The 18,074-nt window shown below is 63.0% G+C and carries 16 protein-coding genes; 9 read left to right on the top strand and 7 right to left on the bottom strand.

Translation table 11 applies throughout. The features are described 5' to 3' along the window. Position 1: 1 nt before the first annotated feature. The gene (locus GMET_RS01830) at positions 2–2,284 is read left to right on the top strand and encodes a DNA translocase FtsK (protein ID WP_004512339.1); all 2,283 of its coding nucleotides are present in this window, start codon (positions 2–4) and stop codon (positions 2,282–2,284) included. Positions 2,285–2,290: 6 nt separating this feature from the next. After that, entirely contained in the window at positions 2,291–2,590 is a 300-nt protein-coding gene (locus tag GMET_RS01835) for an MATE family efflux transporter (protein ID WP_004512340.1), read from the top strand. Between the two features lie 89 nt (positions 2,591–2,679). On the opposite strand, the gene GMET_RS01840 is transcribed toward GMET_RS01835, so the two are convergent. Genes GMET_RS01840 through GMET_RS01870 form a run of 7 tightly spaced genes read right to left on the bottom strand, consistent with a single transcriptional unit; the run spans position 2,680 to position 10,852 of the window. Then, positions 2,680–3,468 carry a 4Fe-4S dicluster domain-containing protein gene (locus GMET_RS01840; protein WP_011365661.1) on the bottom strand — a complete coding sequence of 263 codons (789 nt, stop codon included), beginning with the start codon at positions 3,466–3,468 and terminating at the stop codon, positions 2,680–2,682. A gap of 23 nt (positions 3,469–3,491) precedes the next feature. Next, positions 3,492–4,289, bottom strand: coding sequence for an IclR family transcriptional regulator (locus tag GMET_RS01845; protein ID WP_004512342.1), 798 nt, complete (start codon positions 4,287–4,289; stop codon positions 3,492–3,494). A gap of 47 nt (positions 4,290–4,336) precedes the next feature. Continuing rightward, the gene (locus tag GMET_RS01850; RefSeq protein WP_004512343.1) at positions 4,337–5,845 is read right to left on the bottom strand and encodes an NADH-quinone oxidoreductase subunit C; all 1,509 of its coding nucleotides are present in this window, start codon (positions 5,843–5,845) and stop codon (positions 4,337–4,339) included. Further along, positions 5,842–7,275 (bottom strand): proton-conducting transporter membrane subunit, encoded by a 1,434-nt coding sequence (locus GMET_RS01855; protein ID WP_004512344.1) that lies wholly within the window; start codon positions 7,273–7,275, stop codon positions 5,842–5,844. The genes GMET_RS01850 and GMET_RS01855 overlap by 4 nt, the downstream gene beginning before the upstream one ends. A gap of 1 nt (position 7,276) precedes the next feature. Beyond that, a complete protein-coding gene (locus tag GMET_RS01860) occupies positions 7,277–7,915 on the bottom strand; it encodes a hypothetical protein (protein ID WP_004512345.1) in 639 nt (212 codons plus the stop codon). Positions 7,916–7,918: 3 nt separating this feature from the next. Continuing rightward, positions 7,919–8,827 carry a respiratory chain complex I subunit 1 family protein gene (locus GMET_RS01865; protein WP_004512346.1) on the bottom strand — a complete coding sequence of 303 codons (909 nt, stop codon included), beginning with the start codon at positions 8,825–8,827 and terminating at the stop codon, positions 7,919–7,921. 15 nt (positions 8,828–8,842) lie between these two features. Beyond that, the gene (locus GMET_RS01870) at positions 8,843–10,852 is read right to left on the bottom strand and encodes a proton-conducting transporter membrane subunit (protein WP_004512347.1); all 2,010 of its coding nucleotides are present in this window, start codon (positions 10,850–10,852) and stop codon (positions 8,843–8,845) included. A gap of 526 nt (positions 10,853–11,378) precedes the next feature. Here GMET_RS01870 and rho point away from each other — a divergent pair. From rho to murA, 7 genes are all read left to right on the top strand, one after another. Beyond that, positions 11,379–12,626, top strand: coding sequence for a transcription termination factor Rho (gene rho, locus GMET_RS01875; RefSeq protein ID WP_004512348.1), 1,248 nt, complete (start codon positions 11,379–11,381; stop codon positions 12,624–12,626). Between the two features lie 123 nt (positions 12,627–12,749). Further along, complete coding sequence (gene rpmE, locus GMET_RS01880) at positions 12,750–12,950, top strand: 50S ribosomal protein L31 (RefSeq protein ID WP_004512349.1); 201 nt, start codon at positions 12,750–12,752, stop codon at positions 12,948–12,950. A 108-nt stretch (positions 12,951–13,058) separates the two neighbouring features. Then, positions 13,059–13,754 carry an FAD-dependent thymidylate synthase gene (gene thyX, locus GMET_RS01885; protein WP_004512350.1) on the top strand — a complete coding sequence of 232 codons (696 nt, stop codon included), beginning with the start codon at positions 13,059–13,061 and terminating at the stop codon, positions 13,752–13,754. Then, a complete protein-coding gene (locus GMET_RS01890; RefSeq protein ID WP_004512351.1) occupies positions 13,751–14,701 on the top strand; it encodes a DUF1385 domain-containing protein in 951 nt (316 codons plus the stop codon). The genes thyX and GMET_RS01890 overlap by 4 nt, the downstream gene beginning before the upstream one ends. A gap of 42 nt (positions 14,702–14,743) precedes the next feature. After that, a complete protein-coding gene (prfA, locus tag GMET_RS01895; RefSeq protein ID WP_004512352.1) occupies positions 14,744–15,811 on the top strand; it encodes a peptide chain release factor 1 in 1,068 nt (355 codons plus the stop codon). A gap of 26 nt (positions 15,812–15,837) precedes the next feature. Further along, positions 15,838–16,692 (top strand): peptide chain release factor N(5)-glutamine methyltransferase, encoded by an 855-nt coding sequence (gene prmC / locus GMET_RS01900; RefSeq protein ID WP_004512353.1) that lies wholly within the window; start codon positions 15,838–15,840, stop codon positions 16,690–16,692. Positions 16,693–16,758: 66 nt separating this feature from the next. Then, a complete protein-coding gene (gene murA / locus GMET_RS01905) occupies positions 16,759–18,012 on the top strand; it encodes a UDP-N-acetylglucosamine 1-carboxyvinyltransferase (RefSeq protein WP_004512354.1) in 1,254 nt (417 codons plus the stop codon). The last annotated feature ends 62 nt before the right edge of the window (positions 18,013–18,074 follow it).

Here is an 18,074-nt window from a genome sequence, read left to right on the forward strand (position 1 = left end):
AATGGACGAACAGATCGACAAGAAAGAAAAACTGAAGAAGGAGATCCAGGGGATGGCCCTCGGCGCGCTGGGGCTCTTCATCCTCATTGCCCTTGTGTCGTTCAATGCCGGCGACCCCTCGTCAAATACGTACAATTCCGAAACAGGGGTTCACAATTTCGGCGGCAGATTGGGAGCGGAGCTTTCCGACCTTCTCATCCAGATCGTTGGGCTTGCCTCTTATGCTGTCCCAACGGGTCTGCTGTATCTTTCGTACAAACTTCTCCGCTTTAAGGAGTTGCGTTGGAAAAATTATAAAGCGTTTGCCTTTATTACGCTGTTGATCTCATTGTCGTCGTTGTTCGGATTTTTTAAGCCCGACACGGTCTTTCTTGGTCAAAAAGTCCTCACCGGCGGTGCCGTTGGGACTAAGACGGCAACGTTCCTCAAGACCTACTTCGGCATCCCCGGAGCCATCCTTATCATCCTCCCCCTCCTGGCCGCTTCGGCCATGGTCCTGTCCCGCTTCTCCTTCGTCCTCTTCGCCGACTGGTGGTTCGCGAACCTGAAGGAGCGCTGGGCCCGACGTCGGGAGCGGCAGGAGCTGAACCGCCAGCTCCTCGATACGGGGGAGAAGGCCGAGAAGAAAAAATCACCGGAAATCAAGCCGGTCCACGTGGCGGTTCCCCCTCCGCCGCCGGTCCAGAAAAAAGAGGAGAAGAAGGAAAAGGCCAAGATCGCCCCACTCCAGGAGGCCTTCGACTTCATCAAGGCGGAGGGGGACCACCGCACTCCGCCGCTCTCGCTCCTCGATACCCCTCCCCAGACCGAGAAGCGCCTCGACCGCGACATCCTCACCATGAACGCCCGGCTTCTGGAGAAGAAGTTCAAGGATTTCGGCATCGACGGCGAGGTGGTGGAGATCTGCCCCGGCCCGGTGATCACCATGTTCGAGTTCGCCCCGGGCCCCGGCATCAAGGTGAGTCGCATAGCCTCCCTCTCCGACGACCTCTCCATGGCGCTCCAGTCCATGTCGATCCGGATCGTGGCCCCCATTCCCGGCAAGGGGGTGGTGGGGATCGAGATCCCGAACCGGGAGCGGGAGACGGTCTTTCTTAAGGAGATTTTCAACGGCGAGGAGTTCCACGGCAGCAAGATGAAGCTGCCGCTCGCTCTCGGCAAAGACATCGCCGGCGCCCCGGTCGTGACCGATCTGGCCAAAATGCCCCACCTCCTGGTGGCCGGCGCCACCGGATCGGGAAAGTCCGTATCCATCAACACCATGATCCTGTCGCTCCTCTATACCGCTACCCCCAAGGACGTGCGGGTCATCATGGTGGACCCGAAGATGCTGGAACTTTCCATCTACGAGGGGATCCCGCACCTGCTTCTTCCCGTTGTCACCAACCCCAAGAAGGCATCCCTGGCGCTGAAGTGGGCCGTGGAGGAGATGGGGCGTCGCTACCGCCTCATGGCCGACAAGGGGGTGCGGAACATCGGCTCCTACAACCAGTGCCTCGAAAAGGAGGAGAAGGAGGCCGAGGAGCTCAAGGCCCAGGGGACCGTTGTGCTGGAAGACGTGGTGGACGAGTCCCCGGACGACGAGGAGGCGATCCAGCAGTTCCTGGCCAAGCAGGAGGAGCTGGAGCACGGGCACCTGCCGTACATCGTCGTCATCGTGGACGAACTGGCGGACCTCATGATGGTGGCCGGCCGGGAGATCGAGGAGTCCATCGCACGCCTGGCCCAGATGGCCCGGGCCGCCGGCATCCATCTCATCCTCGCCACGCAGCGGCCGTCGGTGGACGTCATCACCGGCCTCATCAAGGCCAACTTCCCGGCCCGGATCTCCTTCCAGGTCTCCTCCAAAATCGACTCCCGGACCATCCTCGACACCAACGGCGCCGAGTCGCTCCTGGGGGCCGGCGACATGCTCTTCCTTCCCCCGGGAACCGCCAAGATGCAGCGGGTCCACGGGGCCTTCGTTTCCGACGCCGAGGTGCAGCGGGTGGTGGACTTCCTCAAGAAGCAGGGGAAGCCGGTCTACGACAAGTCGATCCTGGAGATGAAGGAAGAGAGCGGCTCCGGCAGCGGCGACGACGAGGATATGGTGGACGAGCGGTACGATGACGCCGTGGCCCTGGTGGCCGAGACGCGCCAGGCCTCCATCTCCATGGTCCAGCGGCGGCTGCGGATCGGCTACAACCGCGCCGCGAGAATCATCGAGCGGATGGAGCAGGAGGGGATCGTCGGCCCAAGCGACGGGACCAGCAAGCCACGGGAAGTCTTCATCAACAAGATCTGAGCCGTCATGACAGAGTACCCTCTCCCCCTTTTTATCCTCAATCTCATCCTCACCCTTGTCGATGCCGCCATCGGCTACCACGTGGCGCCGATGATCATGCGCCGCTTCACCCCCGACCCGGAGACGGCGGAGCTGTCGGTGCGGGGGATGCGGACCATGCTCGGCGGGGTGGTGGCTCTCTACATGTTTTTCAACTGTCTCGGGTACTTCCGGCAGAACGGCGTCATGCTCATGGTAGTGACCGCCGTCGTGGTGGTGGATATGGTGGCGCAGTTGGTGGTGCGGCGAAAGATCGGGAAGGGGTAGGCAGGGGCAAAAATATGGGAAAAGACTCGAATACTTGAACGCGGCGGGCTTTCCCGTCGCGTTTTTTTATGCTGGCAGCCGGATAGATGCTACTCCTCCAGCCTCCCCAAGATCCGCAGGAGACCGTCGAGGATGGTGAGGGGGTGGGGTGGACAGCCGGGGATGTAGAGGTCGATGGGGATGAGGCCGTCGGCGCCGTTGTGAACATCGGGGGAGTCGATGAAGGGACCACCGTTGATGGCGCAGGCCCCGGCGGCGATGGCGATTTTCGGCTCGGGGATCGCCTCCCAGGTCTTGAGGAGGGCGAGGTGCATGTTCTCGGTAACCGGGCCGGTGATGAAGATGCCGTCGGCATGGCGGGGGGAGGCAACGAACTGGATGCCGAAGCGCCCCAGGTCAAAGCCGACGGTGGAGAGGACGTTGGTGTCGGCCTCGCAGGCGTTGCACCCCCCTGCCGAGACCTCGCGGAGCTTGAGGGAGTGGCTGAAGAGGAATTGTCGCGTCGCGTCCAGGGGGGGGGCGAGCCTCCGGACCTCTCCGGACCGGACGATGAGGTCCTCCCGCCGGTTAACGGCCAGCCGGTGATCGCCAGTGAAAGAGATGGCGCCGTGGGGGCAGGCGCCGGCGCATTCAGGGCAGAAGAGGCATTTCCCCATGTCGAGGGCGAGGGTTTTCCCGGTCCCCGGTCCCTGGTCCCCGGTCCCGGCCGTTATGGCGCCATGAGGACAGGCGTTGGCACAGTCGGCGCACCCGCCGGGACACATTTCCGGATCCAGGAAGGGGGCCCCCCGGAAGAGTTCCGGCAGTTGCGCCGGCCCAGCGGGGTAGGCGATGGTTCGGTGTCCCTGGTGACGTCTGGCAAAGAGTGCCTTGAGCATGGTGCGCCTCCCCTGGGGGGGACCTATTCCGCTGCGGCCCCGCTATAGCCGAGTTTTACGGAGATGGTTTCGGCGGCTTTCTGGGCCAGGGGGACCAGTTCTGCGGCGACGCGCTCGTCGGAGAACCTCATGGTCGGCCCTGAGATGATGACCGCCCCGACCGTTTCAGTCCGGTAGTCGCGGATGGGGGCAGCCACCCCCCGGACTCCGATTTCAAGCTCCTCGTTGTCGATGGCGTAGCCGGCGGCGGCGATTTCCTTCAGGTGCTCCCGGAGCCGGGTGGCGTCGGTGATGGTGTTGGGAGTGAAGGGGACCAGTTCCTTGCGGGCCAGGTAACGCTCAAGCTTCGGTTCGGAGAGGGAAGCGAGCATCACCTTCCCGGCGGCGGTGCAGTAAGCGGGCAGCCGGGAACCGAGTCGGGAGACGACCCGGACCGTGGCACGGCTTTCGACCCCGTAGAGGTAGATGCTCAGGTTTTCCTTAAGGATGGAAACGTAAGCGGTTTCATCGCATTCCCTGACCAATTCCTCAAGAACCGGTTTTGCGTAGGGGAGGAGCGCCATCTGGCGGATCATGGTCTGGCGGATCTCAAGGGTTTTGAGTCCGAGCCGGTAGTTGCCGGTGACCCGGTTCTGTTCCACGTACCCCCGGGCCTCCAGGGTGGCCAGGAGCCGGAATACGTTGTTCTTGTGGAGCCTGAGCCGCTTTGCCAGTTCGGTTACGCCGAGCTCGGACACCCCTTCTCCGTGGAACTGCTCCAGGAGATCGAGGGCGTGGGAGACGGCAAGAATCATGTAATCGGATTTGTCTTTTTTCTGCACGGTGAGCCTCTGTCGGGTGGAGTGAAAAAGCAAACCCGTCTCTTATATCACAAATCGAACCCGCAGTAGGAGAGATTAAAACTCTTGTTGCAGAGGGGGAAGTCGGAAATCTGCTGATTCCGCAGGGCCAGGGCGAGTCCGGTCCAGTTGTGGAACGACGGGTCGACCACCTTGTAGCGGGCAAAACGGCCGGTGCCGTCGGTGATGGCAACGTGGCAGATCTCACCCCGCCACCCCTCGGTGAGAGCCACGGCCACGCTGTCCGGCGCAGGGGTGGCGGTATTCGTCACAGGAGGGCCGGCCGGCAACTGGCGGAGTTGCTCCGCTACGAAGTGGAGGGAGGCCTCCGCCTCGCGCCAGCGGACATGGGCCCGGGCAAAGACGTCACCGTTTTCCTCAACAGCCACGGCCACCGGACTCACGCCGTAGATGCCGAAGGGGGTATCCCGCCGCACGTCCCGGTCGATACCGCATGCCCGGGCCGCCGGACCCACGAGGCCGATCTCCCGGGCCGTCTCCTGACTCACCTTTCCTGTCCCCTCGAAGCGGGCCATGACCGACTGGGTGTCCCAGAGGAGCCCCACCGCATTTTCCAGATCGTCGCTCGCGGCGGCGAGCCGATCGAGGAGCTCGCCCGCCTGCCGTTCGCCCACGTCGAAACCGACCCCGCCGGGGCGTACGATACCCCTGCCGAAACGGCTTCCACAGATATGGGCCGTCATGTTGAGGAAATCCCCCCTGATCCGGCCGCAGAAGGAGGCGGTGGGAAGATAGGCCACATCCCCGGCCAGTGCCCCCAGGTCGCCGGTGTGGTTGGCGAGCCGTTCCAGTTCCAGGGAGATGGCCCGGATGATCTCGGCCCGGGCCGACGGAACCGTCCCCCCGAGCGCCTCCATGACCATGGCATAGGCCAGGGTGTGGCCGATGGTGGTGTCGCCGGCGATGGTCTCCATCTGGAAGAGGGTTTTCGGGTGGGGGCCCTTCAGGATGCCCTCCTCAACCCCCCGGTGCTGGTAGCCGAGGGCAATCTCCAGGCTGAAGACCTCTTCGCCGTGGCACTGGAAGCGGAAATGCCCCGGCTCGATGATCCCTGCGTGGACCGGTCCCACCGCCACCTCGTGGATCTCCTCCCCCTCCACCCGGTAGTAGTCGGTGTCACCCGCCACTTTCCCGCCTAAACCTTTACGTGACGGCATGAAGGGGTGGTGGAACCGGACCGGCTTGGGCCAGGGGTGGGCCTCGGGGGTGATGCCGCACTGTTCGGCGATCTCCCGCTCGAAAAGGTGGAGTTGGGGGACGAGACGGCAGATGGAGGGAAAGGCCATTCCCGCCTCGGTTCGCATGAGCCCCAGAAGCCCGTCGTTGGGGGCGGCCATGAGGCACCAGAGGGTGGCGCCGGCGTCGGTGGGGACCCCGAAACAGGAGGCGACCCGCCATCCACGGTCGGTGGCGTCGATAATATCCTGGAGGAACTGTTCGAGGGGAAGGAGCGGCACCGAGGCCACCGGCACCGCCTCTCCGTTGCGCAGGCAGGTGAGGGAGAAGGTGCGGGTCACGGCACGTTTCCTCCTAATAGGGCCGCTCCTTCCGTAATGAGGCGGCTGAGTGGTTCCGGTATCCAGATACCGAGCATGAGGACGACTCCCATAAGAATGAGCGGCGGCACCACCGTGAGGAAGCGGTCCCGGTAACCGGTATGTTCGATGCGGCTCGATTCCCCCATCACCACCGGCAGGACCGTGCGCGCCATGCCGAGGAAAATGGCGGCCAGAAAAAAGAGGATGAGACCGCCGATCCACTCTCCTCCTTGGGTCATGGCGCTGGAGATGATGGAGAATTCGCTCACGAAGAGGCCGAAGGGGGGAGAGCCGGTGACGGCGAAGAACCCGGCCAGGAAGAGCCCTCCCGACCAGGGGAGACGCCGCAGTGCTCCCCGCACCTGCTCGCACCGTTTGCTGTTGTAGGAACGGTGGATGTTGGCGGCGGCCAGGAAGAGGACCCCCTTGGTGAGGCTGTTGTTCACCAGATGGAGGAGTGCCCCGGCCAGAGCCCCTTTGCCGAGCCCCAGGGCCACGGCCAGGATCCCCACATGCTCCACGCTGGAGTAGGCGAGCATCCGCTTGAAGTCGGCCTGGCGTGCCATGAAGACGGCGGCCGTGGCCATGGAGAGGAGGCCCATGAGGACAAGGGCGTCCCGGTGGAAGGTCGTCCCGTTGGCTGCCACGCAGACCTGGTAGGCCCGCAGGAGCCCCACGAAGGAGCAGGTCACGAGCCCTCCGGCCAGGAGCCCCCCCACGAGTCCGGGCGCTTCGCCGTAGGCGTCGGGCTTCCAGGTGTGGAGCGGCGCGAGCCCCATCTTGGTCCCGTAGCCCACGAGGAGAAACACGAAAGCCGCCTTGAGCCAGGCGGGGGAGAGGAGCCGCGCGTTCGCCACCAGGGGTTCCAGGAGAAGCGTCGGTTCGATCCGGGCCACCACGGTGGAGTAGGCCAGGAAGAGGAGCCCCAGGAGCGCCAGGGCGATCCCCACGGAGCAGATGAGCATGTACTTCCAGGTGGCCTCGATGGAGCGGGCGTTGCGGTTGAAGTAGAGGAGGGGGGTCATGGTGAGGGTGGTCGTCTCGATGGCCACCCAGAGGAGCCCCAGGTGGTGGGCAAAGGCCACGAGCGTCATGGCCGAAAGGCAGACCGGTAGCATGGCGCAGAGGAGGCGGTTCGGCCGTTCCCGGCGGTAGGCGAGATATTCCACGGCATAGAGCCCGGATGCGAAAAAGAGAAGGCTCACGGAGAGGAGTACGAGCTTCCCGATGGCGTCCAGGTGGAGCCACATCCCCACCGAAGGGGATGTGGGGGTGAGTGCCGCCTCGATCGTCAGGGCCAGGTGGAGCGTCCCGACGACGGGAAGCACCCAGGGACGGCTCCGGTCAGAAGGGATGAGCCAGGCCGTGATGGCGCCCAGAAGCGGTATGAGGAGGATGCCGGTAATCATGCTAGTCCCTGAGGGTGGTGAGCCGCGACGTGTCGATGGACGAGAACTCGCGGCTGATCTGGTTGATGATGATCCCCATGACGAAGATGCCGACGATGAGGTCCAGCAGGACCCCCGCCTCCACCATGACTGGCATCGCCTCGGTCAGGAGGAGTCCAAAGAGGAAGATACCGTTTTCCAGCATCAGGTAACCGATTACCTGAGAGATGGCTTTACGCCGGGTCACCAGCACGATGAAGCCGGTGAGGAGCGTGGCGATGGCCGCCGGCACGAAGAGGAGCCCCTGGTGCTCCGGAGCCAGGGGGAGGCGGGCGGCGAAGACAAAGGAGAGCCCCGTCGTGATGGCGCCGATGAGAAGCGTCGGCACATACCCCAGGTAGGGCTCCATCTCCCGGGATATCCGGGCCCGGACGATGGCGCCGGTCAGAAGCCACGGGATGATGATTCCCTTTGCCAGGATGAGGCCGCCGGTAATGACCACCAGGTGCCAGGAGAACGAGTGGACGAGGATCGGGAGGATGCCGAGGATGACCCCTTGGATGGCCACGGCGCGGATCGCCACGGCCAGGCGCCCCGAACCGAGGGCCGCGAAGTTGATGAGCATCACGAGGACGATGAGCTGGTCCACCAGGGAAGTCATGGTCTACCTCAGCACCAGGAGCAGCGAAAACGCCGCCAGGATGCAGGCCGCCGCCAGCATCTGGGGGACCTTGGGGAGCCGCAGCCGTGCCATGACCGATTCCACCATGCCGATCCCCACGGCCAGCATCATCATGGCGATCACGAAGAGGACCCAGTCCACCACGGGGATGCCGGTGGCATAGGGGAGGGCGATGTCGGTGAACAGGGCACCCAGCACGAAGAGTTTCAGGGCCGCCCCGTAGAGGATGGCGCCGAAGAGGGGGCCGCTGTGGTCGAGCACCATCACCTCGTGGATCATGGTCAGTTCCAGGTGGGTGGTGGGGTCGTCGAAAGGGACCCGGCAGTTCTCGGCCAGGAGCACGATGAAGAGGCTTCCCACCAGCAGGAGGAGCGATGCGCCGGCCGAAAGCCAGGAGGTGGCGGCAGTCCCGGTCAGCATGGGGGTCAGGGAGAGGGAGCCGGAGAGCCGTGCCAGCACCGCCAGGGAGAAGAAGAGGGCCGGCTCGGCCAGGCAGGCGAAGGTGGCCTCCCGGGCCGCCCCCATCCCCTCGAAGCTGGAACCGGTATCCAGGGCCGCCGCCGTGGTGCAGAAGCGGGCCAGCCCGAAGAGATAGGCGAAGAGGATCATGTCGCCGCTGAAAGAGAGAGGGGGGCGGTGCTCCCCGAGGGGGATCAGGAGCGAGGCCACAAGCGTTGCCGCCAGGCCCGCCACTGGTCCCGCCCGGAAGACCCAGCTCGTGGTTTCGCTGAAGACCGACCCCTTGCGCACGAGCTTTGCCAGGTCGTAGTACGCTTGAAAAAGCGGTGGACCGGTGCGGCCTGCAAAGATGGCCTTGGTCCGGTTGATCACCCCGAGCAGCAGCGGCGGCATGAGCAGGGTAATCAGGATATGGATAACGGCGTCGACCATTCCCTTCCTGCTCCTTTAATAGGCCCACGCCAGCAAGAGCGCCAGCGTCACGAAGATGTAGAGGATATAAAGGTGGAGCCGGCCGTGCTGGAGCTTGCGGGCCAGAGAGAACCTCCGGTCCATGGCCGAGAGGAGCGGCGTGATGACCAGTTCCAGTACCGCTTCGGGAACATGGCTCGAAAAGGCGCTTTTCCCCGGGAAGAGGCCCTGAACCTTGGGCGGGTGGACCCGGGGGCGGAGCACCGCGGCGAATAGGTTCACGAACATCTCTGCAAAGGAAGAGGCGGTGTACTGCATCCGGACAGTGGGACGGGCAAAGCCGCAGCCCCAGGTGCCGACTCTCCCCCGAGGTTGATCCGTTACCCGCTTCCAGAGCCAGGCGCCGATGCCGAGAATCGCCAGAAGGAGGATGAGCCCCATGAGGGTAATCCAGCCAAAGGGCGCCGCATCCGCCAGCCGGACGCCGGCAAAGGGGAGCTGGGGGCTCCAGGCAAAGAGGGCCGGCTCCAGAAAGCGTGGGAGTGCCACGGGGAGGAGGCCGATGGCTGCGCAGAGTATGGCAAGGAGCATCATGGGGCCCCGCATGGCCCACCCCGGTTCGTGGCACCCGGCCGCGTCGGACGACCGGGGTAACCCCAGGAAGACCGTGCCGAATACCTTCACGAAGCAGAGGACCGCCATCCCTCCCACCATGGCCAGGGCCGGCGCCGCCAGCCCCAGCAGGGGGGCCGCGGCCCCCTTTTCCTGCACGAGGCCGGAGAAAAAGCCGAGATAGACGAGAAGCTCACTCACAAAGCCGTTCAGGGGGGGGAGTCCGCAAATGGCCACGGCGCCGGTGAGAAAGAGGGCCGCGGTCCAGGGCATCCGTCGGCCCAGCCCGCCGAGGCTGTCGATCTCCCGGGTCCCAGCCTCGTGAATTACCGCACCGGCCCCGAGGAAGAGGAGGGACTTGAAAAGGGCGTGATTCAGGATATGGAGAAGCGCCCCCCCGAGCCCGAGGACCACCAGGAGCGGCAGTCCCGCTCCCCTGCCGATGAGGGCAACGCCGAGCCCCATGACGATGATGCCGATGTTTTCGATGCTGTGGTAGGCCAGGAGCCGCTTCAGGTCGTGCTGTCCCACGGCAAAGGCAACCCCGAGGATTCCCGACACAATTCCCGCCATAAGAAGAACCATCCCCCACCAGGGCGGGACCACTCCGAAGAAGGAGAGGATGCGGACCATGCCGTAGATTCCCATCTTGATGAGGACTCCCGACATGAGGGCCGACACGTGGCTCGGTGCGCTGGCATGGGCGCCCGGGAGCCAGACGTGAAGCGGCATCACCCCTGCCTTGAGGCCAAAGCCCAGGAGAGCGGTCACGAAAATGGCGGCCCCAAGGGGAGTTGTTCCGTCCAGCGCCGTTGTCGCAGGAAATGAAAAGGAACCGGCAGTCGCTTTTAGCAGGGAGAAGCAGGCGAAGAGGGTGAGGGTGCTTGCGTGGGTTGCCACGAGATAGATGAGGGATGCGTCTCGAACCTCCTGCTCCAGATCGTCGGTGGCGAGGGCAAAGTAGGCGGAAAGGGCCATGATCTCCCAGAAGATGAGAAAAAGGACTCCGTTCCGGGCCAGGGGGACCAATGCCAGGGAAGCGGCGAGGACGCCGAAGAAAAAGGTGAGCCGCGGTGCCGTGCGGGGGTGGTGGCTGGCGGGCCAGTAGCCGATGCCGTACACGGCGCAGCAGGCGCTGACGATGAAGACGGGGAGGAGGAAGAAGGCGGAGAGCGGGTCGATGCCGGCCTCAAGGGGGCCGAAGGGAAGCGAGCTTACGAGGGTGTAGGAGACGGTCCGTTCAGTAAAGAGCGTTGCCAGGGCACCGATGATTCCCAGGATGGAGCCGAGAACGACGGTGAGAGAGGCGCATTTCTGCCCCCAGTCCAGCTTCTTGGGGAGAAAAAGGCCCGGAATGCCCGACGCGCCGATCAGGAGCGCGCCGGCTATGACCAGGCTGACAGGATTGTCAGGCCCTGCCGTTGATGCTTCCATGGATGGTCTCCGGGAGAGGCAGAAGCGCTGTGTGTGGTCGCAGCACTCGCGGTGTGACGCCATTTTACTGGTGCGTACCTTTGCGGACTATACGTCCTTAGGGAAAATGCGTCAATAGTCAAGTGGAGTCTGCCGCTGACAATGGTGGCGCGCAATGGCGGGTGAGACAAGGTTTTGCTTAACGGGTTTCGTTGAGATGGATTTGCGATAATTCCTGTTGACAAGAGGGGAGGAATCGGATTACTTATAGATCTGTACGACCTCATATTTGTCCATTGGAAATACCCCCGGCGTTCTTTCATTCCTTTACAAATCAGGCGCTCCACTCAAAACCATAATCAACGTGCGTCGCTACGCCTATTCGGAAAAGTTACGACATTCGATTACATAAGAGCACAGATTCCACGTATCCACAAACAGGTGCGTTTCCCGCTTTCGTTACGTTCAGTTATCCGATGAATGACCCCGACAATGAGCCCGCCATCATTCAGCAACTATCCCGTTGCGCCCGTCCACAGGAGAACCGATGAATCTTCAGGAGCTTAAAGGCAAAAAAATCAATGAGCTTGCGGCAATCGCCAAGGGCCTCAACATCGAGGGTGCCTCAAGCCTGCGCAAGCAGGATCTGATTTTTGCCATCCTCAACGCCCAGACCGAGAAAAACGGTATGATCTTCGGCGAGGGGGTCCTGGAATGTCTTCCCGACGGCTTCGGCTTTCTCCGGGCGCCGGACTACAACTATCTGCCGGGGCCTGACGATATCTATGTTTCTCCTTCTCAGATTCGCCGGTTCAACCTCCATACCGGCGACACCGTTTCCGGCCAGATCCGCCCCCCCAAGGAGGGGGAGCGCTACTTTGCCCTCCTCAAGGTGGAGACGGTCAACTTCGAGCCACCCGAGGTGGCCCGGGATAAGATCCTCTTCGATAACCTCACTCCCCTTTATCCCGACGAAAAGCTGAAGCTGGAGACCGCGCCGGATAATATGCCGATGCGGGTCCTGGAGCTCGTCTCTCCTATCGGCAAGGGGCAACGGGGCCTCATTGTGGCGCCGCCCCGCACCGGCAAGACGATGCTCATCCAGAACATCGCCAACTCCATTGCGGAGAACCATCCCGAGGTCTACCTGATCGTCCTTCTCATCGACGAGCGCCCCGAAGAGGTTACCGACATGCAGCGCTCGGTCCGGGGGGAGGTGGTTTCCTCCACCTTCGACGAGCCCGCCACCCGCCACGTGCAGGTAGCCGAGATGGTCATCGAGAAGGCGAAGCGCCTCGTGGAGCACAAGCGGGACGTGGTGATTCTCCTCGACTCCATCACCCGCCTCGCCCGGGCCTATAACACGGTGCTCCCCCCCTCCGGCAAGATCCTCACCGGCGGCGTGGACGCCAACGCTCTCCAGAAGCCGAAGCGCTTCTTCGGCGCGGCCCGCAATATCGAGGAGGGAGGTTCCCTCACCATCATTGCCTCGGCCCTAGTGGACACCGGGAGCAAGATGGATGAAGTCATCTTTGAGGAGTTCAAGGGGACCGGCAACATGGAAGTCCACCTGGACCGCAAGCTCGTGGAGAAGCGGACCTTTCCGGCTATTGACATCAACAAATCGGGGACCCGCAAGGAGGAGCTTCTTGTGGAAAAGGGCTCCCTCAACCGCACCTGGATTCTCCGCAAGGTCCTCCATCCCATGAACGTGGTGGACAGCATGGAGTTCCTCCTGGAGAAGCTTTCCGAGACCAAGAGCAACCAGGAATTTCTCGATTCCATGAGCAGGTAGGCGTCCCGTCTCCCTCTGCGGGGTGGCGGAAAAAAGTCTTGAAAAAAAATAGCCCGTTTGTTAACGTTTTAACTTTCCGACAGATCACATGGCACCGGGGCAAAGGCCCCCAAGGAGGACGATATGAAAGAAGGGATTCATCCCAAGTACAACGAGGTTACCGTGAAGTGCGCCTGCGGCAACAGCTTCCAGACCCGTTCCACCAGAACCGAGATCTCCACCGAAATCTGCTCTGCCTGCCATCCGTTCTTCACCGGCAAGCAGAAGCTCGTGGACACCGCCGGCCGCGTCGAGCGCTTCCGGAAAAAGTACGGCATGCAGTAACAGGCCCCCGGCCTTGCGGATTTGAGCGGAAGGGGATTTTGTCCATGGCGAAATCCCCTTATCTGTTTCTTGAAGCGCTGTATCCAAATCGCCTCGTGAAGGGACTTCATGAAGGTTACCCTACTCCAGCACACCCCTGATCCCGAAATGGCCGTTGCCCTCGCCGCGCGGCTCTGCTACTCCCCCATCGGCATTGATGAGCTGAAGGAGCGTCTGTCGCGTTCCGACATTTCCGCGTTTCTCGACAAGATCATGTCGCTGGGGCACCAGTCGGTGCTGGAGCATGCCTCCTTCACCTTCGGCATCGAGGGGATATCGCGGGCCACGAGCCATCAGCTCGTCCGGCATCGGATCGCCTCCTACTCCCAGCAGTCCCAGCGCTACGTGACCCATACGGAGCAATTCTCTGCCGTGATTCCCCCCTCCATCGCGGGGCGTCCCGATCTTGCTGCCCGCTTCAGATCGCAGCTGAAGGCGCTCCACGATACCTATGCCGAACTCTTCGAGGCCGGCATCCCGGCCGAGGACGCCCGCTACATCCTCCCCAACGCCGCGGAGACGAAGATCATCATGACCATGAACGCCCGGGAACTTCTCCACTTCTTCGGCCTGCGCTGCTGCGAGCGGGCCCAGTGGGAGATCCGGGCCATGGCCGTGGAGATGCTGCGGCTTGTGAAGGGGGTTGCCCCCACCATCTTCCGGGATGCCGGACCCGGCTGCGTTGCCGGCCCCTGTCCGGAAGGGACCATGACCTGCGGTAAGATCGTCGAGGTCAGGAAGAGATTCAAGGAGATGTACGTATGACGAGGTGGTTCCGGTTGCTGCTGGTGCAGTTGCTCATCCTTGCGGAGCGGATCAATGTAGGTGGGCAGGCTGTTCTCGAAGGGGTCATGATGCGAGCGCCCCGTTCCATGGCCATCGCGGTCCGGCGCCCTTCGGGCGAGATAGCCGTCAAGCGGGAGGAGGTCCCCCCACTCTCGGAGCGCTTTCCCATTGTGAAGCTCCCGATCCTCCGGGGAGCGGTTGCCCTCTTTTCCTCTCTCATTATAGGACTCAAGGCACTCAACTTTTCCGCCAACGAGGCGCTGGCCGAAGAGGAAGAGAAGGAGGAACTCTCCTCCTGGGCCATGGGTGGGACCATGGCCGTTGCCCTCGGGTTCGGCGTCCTCCTCTTTTTTGTCCTTCCCCTTTACCTTACCAAACTCCTCGTCCCGGTTATCGGCCAGTCCAACATCATGTTCAACCTGGTGGACGGCATCATCCGCGTGGCGGTTTTTCTCCTCTATATCGTATCCATTTCCCGCATGAAGGACATTCAGCGGGTTTTTGAGTACCACGGCGCCGAGCACAAAACCATCTTTGCCTTCGAAGCAGGAGAGGAGCTTTCGGCCGCCACGGTCCAGAAGTACAGCCGCCTCCATCCCCGTTGCGGCACGAGCTTTCTCCTCATTGTCATGCTGGTGAGTATCGTCATCTTCTCGCTCATTCCCAAGCTCTGGCCCTTCTGGATGAAGGCCGGGGCCCGGGTGGCGCTCCTGCCGGTCATCGCCGGGGTTTCCTACGAGTTCCTCAAGTGGAGCGCCAAGAACGACCGACACCCCCTGGTGCGGCTCATCATCGCCCCCGGCCTGGCGCTCCAGCGGCTCACCACCCGGGAGCCCGACGACAGCCAGGTGGAGGTGGCGATTCGCTCCATGACCGAGGCCCTGGAAGAGAATGGCGGCTACAAGGACGACCGGCTGGTGGTGTGATGTCCCGCCGGCCCTGATTTTCGTTTCTGAAGGATTGCGTTGATGTTCGACAAGATAGAAGAACTTGAAATCCGGTACCAGGAGCTGGAATCGCTCCTGGCCGTCCCGACGGTGATCGCCAATCAGCCCGAGTTCCGTAAACTCTCCCGGGAGCACAACGACCTGACGGGCTTGGTCGAGGCCTATCGCCGCTACAAGAAGGTCCTTGCCGAGATCGAGGGGAACCGGGAACTTCTGGCCGATCCGGAGATGAAGGAGATGGCCGAGGCTGAGCTGGAGGATCTGGAGCGGCAACAAGAGGAACTGGAGGGGGAGATCAAGCTGCTCCTTTTGCCGAAGGATCCCAATGACGACCGCAACGTCATCCTGGAGATCCGCGCCGGCACCGGCGGCGACGAGTCCGCCCTCTTTGCCGGTGACCTCTTCCGGATGTACTCCCGCTTTGCCGAGCGCAACCGTTGGAAGGTGGAGGTCATGTCCGCCTCCGAGTCGGAACGGGGGGGCTTCAAGGAGGTCGTGGCCCTTATTGAAGGGCAGGCGGTCTTTGCCAAGCTCAAGTACGAGTCGGGGACCCATCGGGTACAGCGGGTGCCGGAGACCGAGGCCCAGGGACGGATCCACACCAGTGCCTGCACCGTTGCGGTCCTCCCCGAGGCCGAGGATATCGAGATTGACATCAACCCGGTGGACCTCAAGATCGACGTCTACCGGGCCTCAGGGGCAGGCGGCCAGCACGTCAACAAGACCGAGTCGGCGGTCCGGATCACCCACCTTCCCACCGGCATCGTGGTGGAGTGCCAGGACGAACGGAGCCAGATCAAGAACCGGTCCAAGGCCATGAAGGTCCTCAAATCCAGGATTCTGGACGGCCTCCAGCAGGAGCAGAACGCCCGCATCGCCGCCGACCGCAAGCAGCAGGTGGGAAGCGGTGACCGGAGCGAGCGGATCCGCACCTACAACTTCCCCCAGGGGCGCATGACCGACCACCGGATCGGCCTCACCCTCTACCGTCTCGATGCCCTCATGGAGGGGGACATTGCCGAGGTGGTGGATTCGCTTCGGGCCCATTACCAGATGGAGGCCCTCAAGGCCCAGGCCGAAGCAGCCTGATCCGCACGGACGGCGGAGGCGGCACAATGACTGAAAAGCCTGAGACCTGGACTATTCGCAGGGTTCTTGACTGGACCAAAGGATACCTGGCGGAGAAAGGCGTTGAGAACGCCCGTCTGGAGACAGAGTGGCTTCTTTCCGCGGCTCTGGGTCTCGACCGGGTGGGACTCTATGTTAACTTCGACAAGCCCTTGAACGCCGAAGAACTGTCGGCGGTCCGGGGACTCGTGGCGCGACGGGCCAAGCGGGAACCACTCCAGTACGTCCTCGGTACCCAGGAGTTCTGCGGCCTCGACTTCGCCGTGACGCCGGCGGTGCTCATCCCCCGGCACGACACCGAGGTGCTCGTGGAGGAGGCGCTCCGCCGTGCCCCCCACGCCGCCACGGTCCTCGACATCGGCGTCGGGAGCGGCTGCATCGCCGTGGCTCTGGCAAAGAACCTTCCCGATGCCCAGGTGTGGGGGGTGGAGCAGTCCGCCGGAGCCATCACCCTGGCCCGGCAAAACGTTGAGCGCCACGGCGTCCGGGTGATCCTTTGCGCAGGGTCCCTCTTCGAGCCCTTCGCAGACCAGCGGTTCGACCTGATCGTCTCCAATCCCCCCTACATCCCCACTGCCGACCTGGATACGCTCCAGCCGGAGGTGCGGGAGTACGAGCCCCGCGCGGCTCTTGACGGTGGCGCCGACGGTCTCGATTTCTACCGGATCATCGTCCCGGCCGCTTTGGAGCATTTGAACGCGGGCGGGTGGCTCATGGTCGAACTGGGTATCGGCCAGGCAGAGGCGGTGCTCGGGATGTTTAAGCAGGCCGGTTTCACCGGCTGCTTTACGGCCAAGGATCTCAACGGCATCGACCGGGTGGTCGGCGGACGGATTCCGTAGTGGCGTGATTCATCACGTCCCGGGTGCAACGAATTGCACCCCCACATCAATTTCAGAGGCATTCCATTGGACAAGCTGATAATCAAAGGGGGAAAGAAACTGACCGGTGACGTATCGGTCAGCGGCTCCAAGAACGCGGCCCTCCCCGTCTTCATTTCCACCATCCTCGCCCCCGGACTCAACGAAATCCGCAATGTCCCGTTCCTGCGCGATATCAACACCACCATCAAGGTCCTGGAATCCCTGGGCGCCGTGGTGGAGGGAAACGGCAACATCGTCAAAATCGACACGACCCACGTGAACGACGTGGAGGCCACCTACGATCTGGTAAAGACCATGCGGGCCTCGGTCCTGGTCCTGGGGCCGCTTTTGGCGCGCCACGGCCGAGCACGGGTCTCCCTCCCCGGCGGCTGCGCCATCGGTGCCCGCCCCATCAACCTCCACCTTAAGGGGCTCGCGGCCCTGGGTGCCGACATCCGGCTGGAGCACGGCTACGTGGAGGCCAAGGCGAAAAAGCTGAAAGGGGCGAGGATCAACTTCGACATCGCCACCGTGGGGGGTACCGAGCAGCTTATGATGGCGGCTGCCCTGGCCAAGGGTGAGACGATTCTGGAGAACGCTGCCCGGGAGCCGGAGATCATCGACCTGGCCGACATCCTGAACAGGATGGGGGCCAGGATCGACGGGGCCGGCACCGACACCATCCGGATCATCGGGGTGAAGGAGCTGGCGCCGGTCGTCCACGACGTCATGCCCGACCGGATCGAGGCCGGCACCTTCATGGTGGCGGCGGCCATTACCGGCGGCGACATCAAGATTCACAACATGAAGCTGGAGCACCTGGACGCCCTCGTCTTCAAGCTCCAGGATGCCGGCGTGGAGATCATCAACCGTGACAACGTGGTGCGGGTCAAGGGTCCCCGGCGCCCCAGGGCCATCAACATCAAGACCCGTCCCTATCCCGGCTTCCCCACCGACATGCAGGCCCAGTTCATGGCCCTCATGTGCGTGGCCGACGGGGCGAGCGTCATCAGCGAGAACATCTTCGAGAACCGCTTCATGCACGTTTCGGAGTTGCTGCGCTTCGGGGCCGACATAACCATTGAGGGGAACACCGCCACCGTGAAGGGGGTGAAGAAGCTCTCCGGCGCGCCGGTCATGGCCACGGATCTGCGGGCCTCGGCCTCGCTGATCCTGGCCGGGCTTGCTGCCGACAACACCACGGAGATCTCCCGTATCTACCACCTGGACCGGGGGTATGATTCCATCGAGAAGAAGCTGGCCGGCCTCGGGGCCGACATCAAACGTGTAAAGGAGTGAGCCGGCGGCGGGAGCGGGTGCCATTGTTGGTCCCCGGTCCCTGGTCCCCGGTCCCTTAGTTT

It is taken from the genome of Geobacter metallireducens GS-15 (genome assembly GCF_000012925.1).
GTDB lineage: Bacteria > Desulfobacterota > Desulfuromonadia > Geobacterales > Geobacteraceae > Geobacter > Geobacter metallireducens.

Bases quoted from the DNA above. Each gene is read 5' to 3' on its own strand.
- GMET_RS01830 (WP_004512339.1), top strand. From the start codon at position 2: ATGGACGAACAGATCGACAAGAAAGAAAAACTGAAGAAGGAGATCCAG.
- GMET_RS01835 (WP_004512340.1), top strand. From the start codon at position 2,291: ATGACAGAGTACCCTCTCCCCCTTTTTATCCTCAATCTCATCCTCACC.
- GMET_RS01840 (WP_011365661.1), bottom strand. From the start codon at position 3,468: ATGCTCAAGGCACTCTTTGCCAGACGTCACCAGGGACACCGAACCATC.
- GMET_RS01855 (WP_004512344.1), bottom strand. From the start codon at position 7,275: ATGATTACCGGCATCCTCCTCATACCGCTTCTGGGCGCCATCACGGCC.
- GMET_RS01860 (WP_004512345.1), bottom strand. From the start codon at position 7,915: ATGACTTCCCTGGTGGACCAGCTCATCGTCCTCGTGATGCTCATCAAC.
- GMET_RS01865 (WP_004512346.1), bottom strand. From the start codon at position 8,827: ATGGTCGACGCCGTTATCCATATCCTGATTACCCTGCTCATGCCGCCG.
- GMET_RS01870 (WP_004512347.1), bottom strand. From the start codon at position 10,852: ATGGAAGCATCAACGGCAGGGCCTGACAATCCTGTCAGCCTGGTCATA.
- rho (WP_004512348.1), top strand. From the start codon at position 11,379: ATGAATCTTCAGGAGCTTAAAGGCAAAAAAATCAATGAGCTTGCGGCA.
- rpmE (WP_004512349.1), top strand. From the start codon at position 12,750: ATGAAAGAAGGGATTCATCCCAAGTACAACGAGGTTACCGTGAAGTGC.
- thyX (WP_004512350.1), top strand. From the start codon at position 13,059: ATGAAGGTTACCCTACTCCAGCACACCCCTGATCCCGAAATGGCCGTT.
- GMET_RS01890 (WP_004512351.1), top strand. From the start codon at position 13,751: ATGACGAGGTGGTTCCGGTTGCTGCTGGTGCAGTTGCTCATCCTTGCG.
- prfA (WP_004512352.1), top strand. From the start codon at position 14,744: ATGTTCGACAAGATAGAAGAACTTGAAATCCGGTACCAGGAGCTGGAA.
- prmC (WP_004512353.1), top strand. From the start codon at position 15,838: ATGACTGAAAAGCCTGAGACCTGGACTATTCGCAGGGTTCTTGACTGG.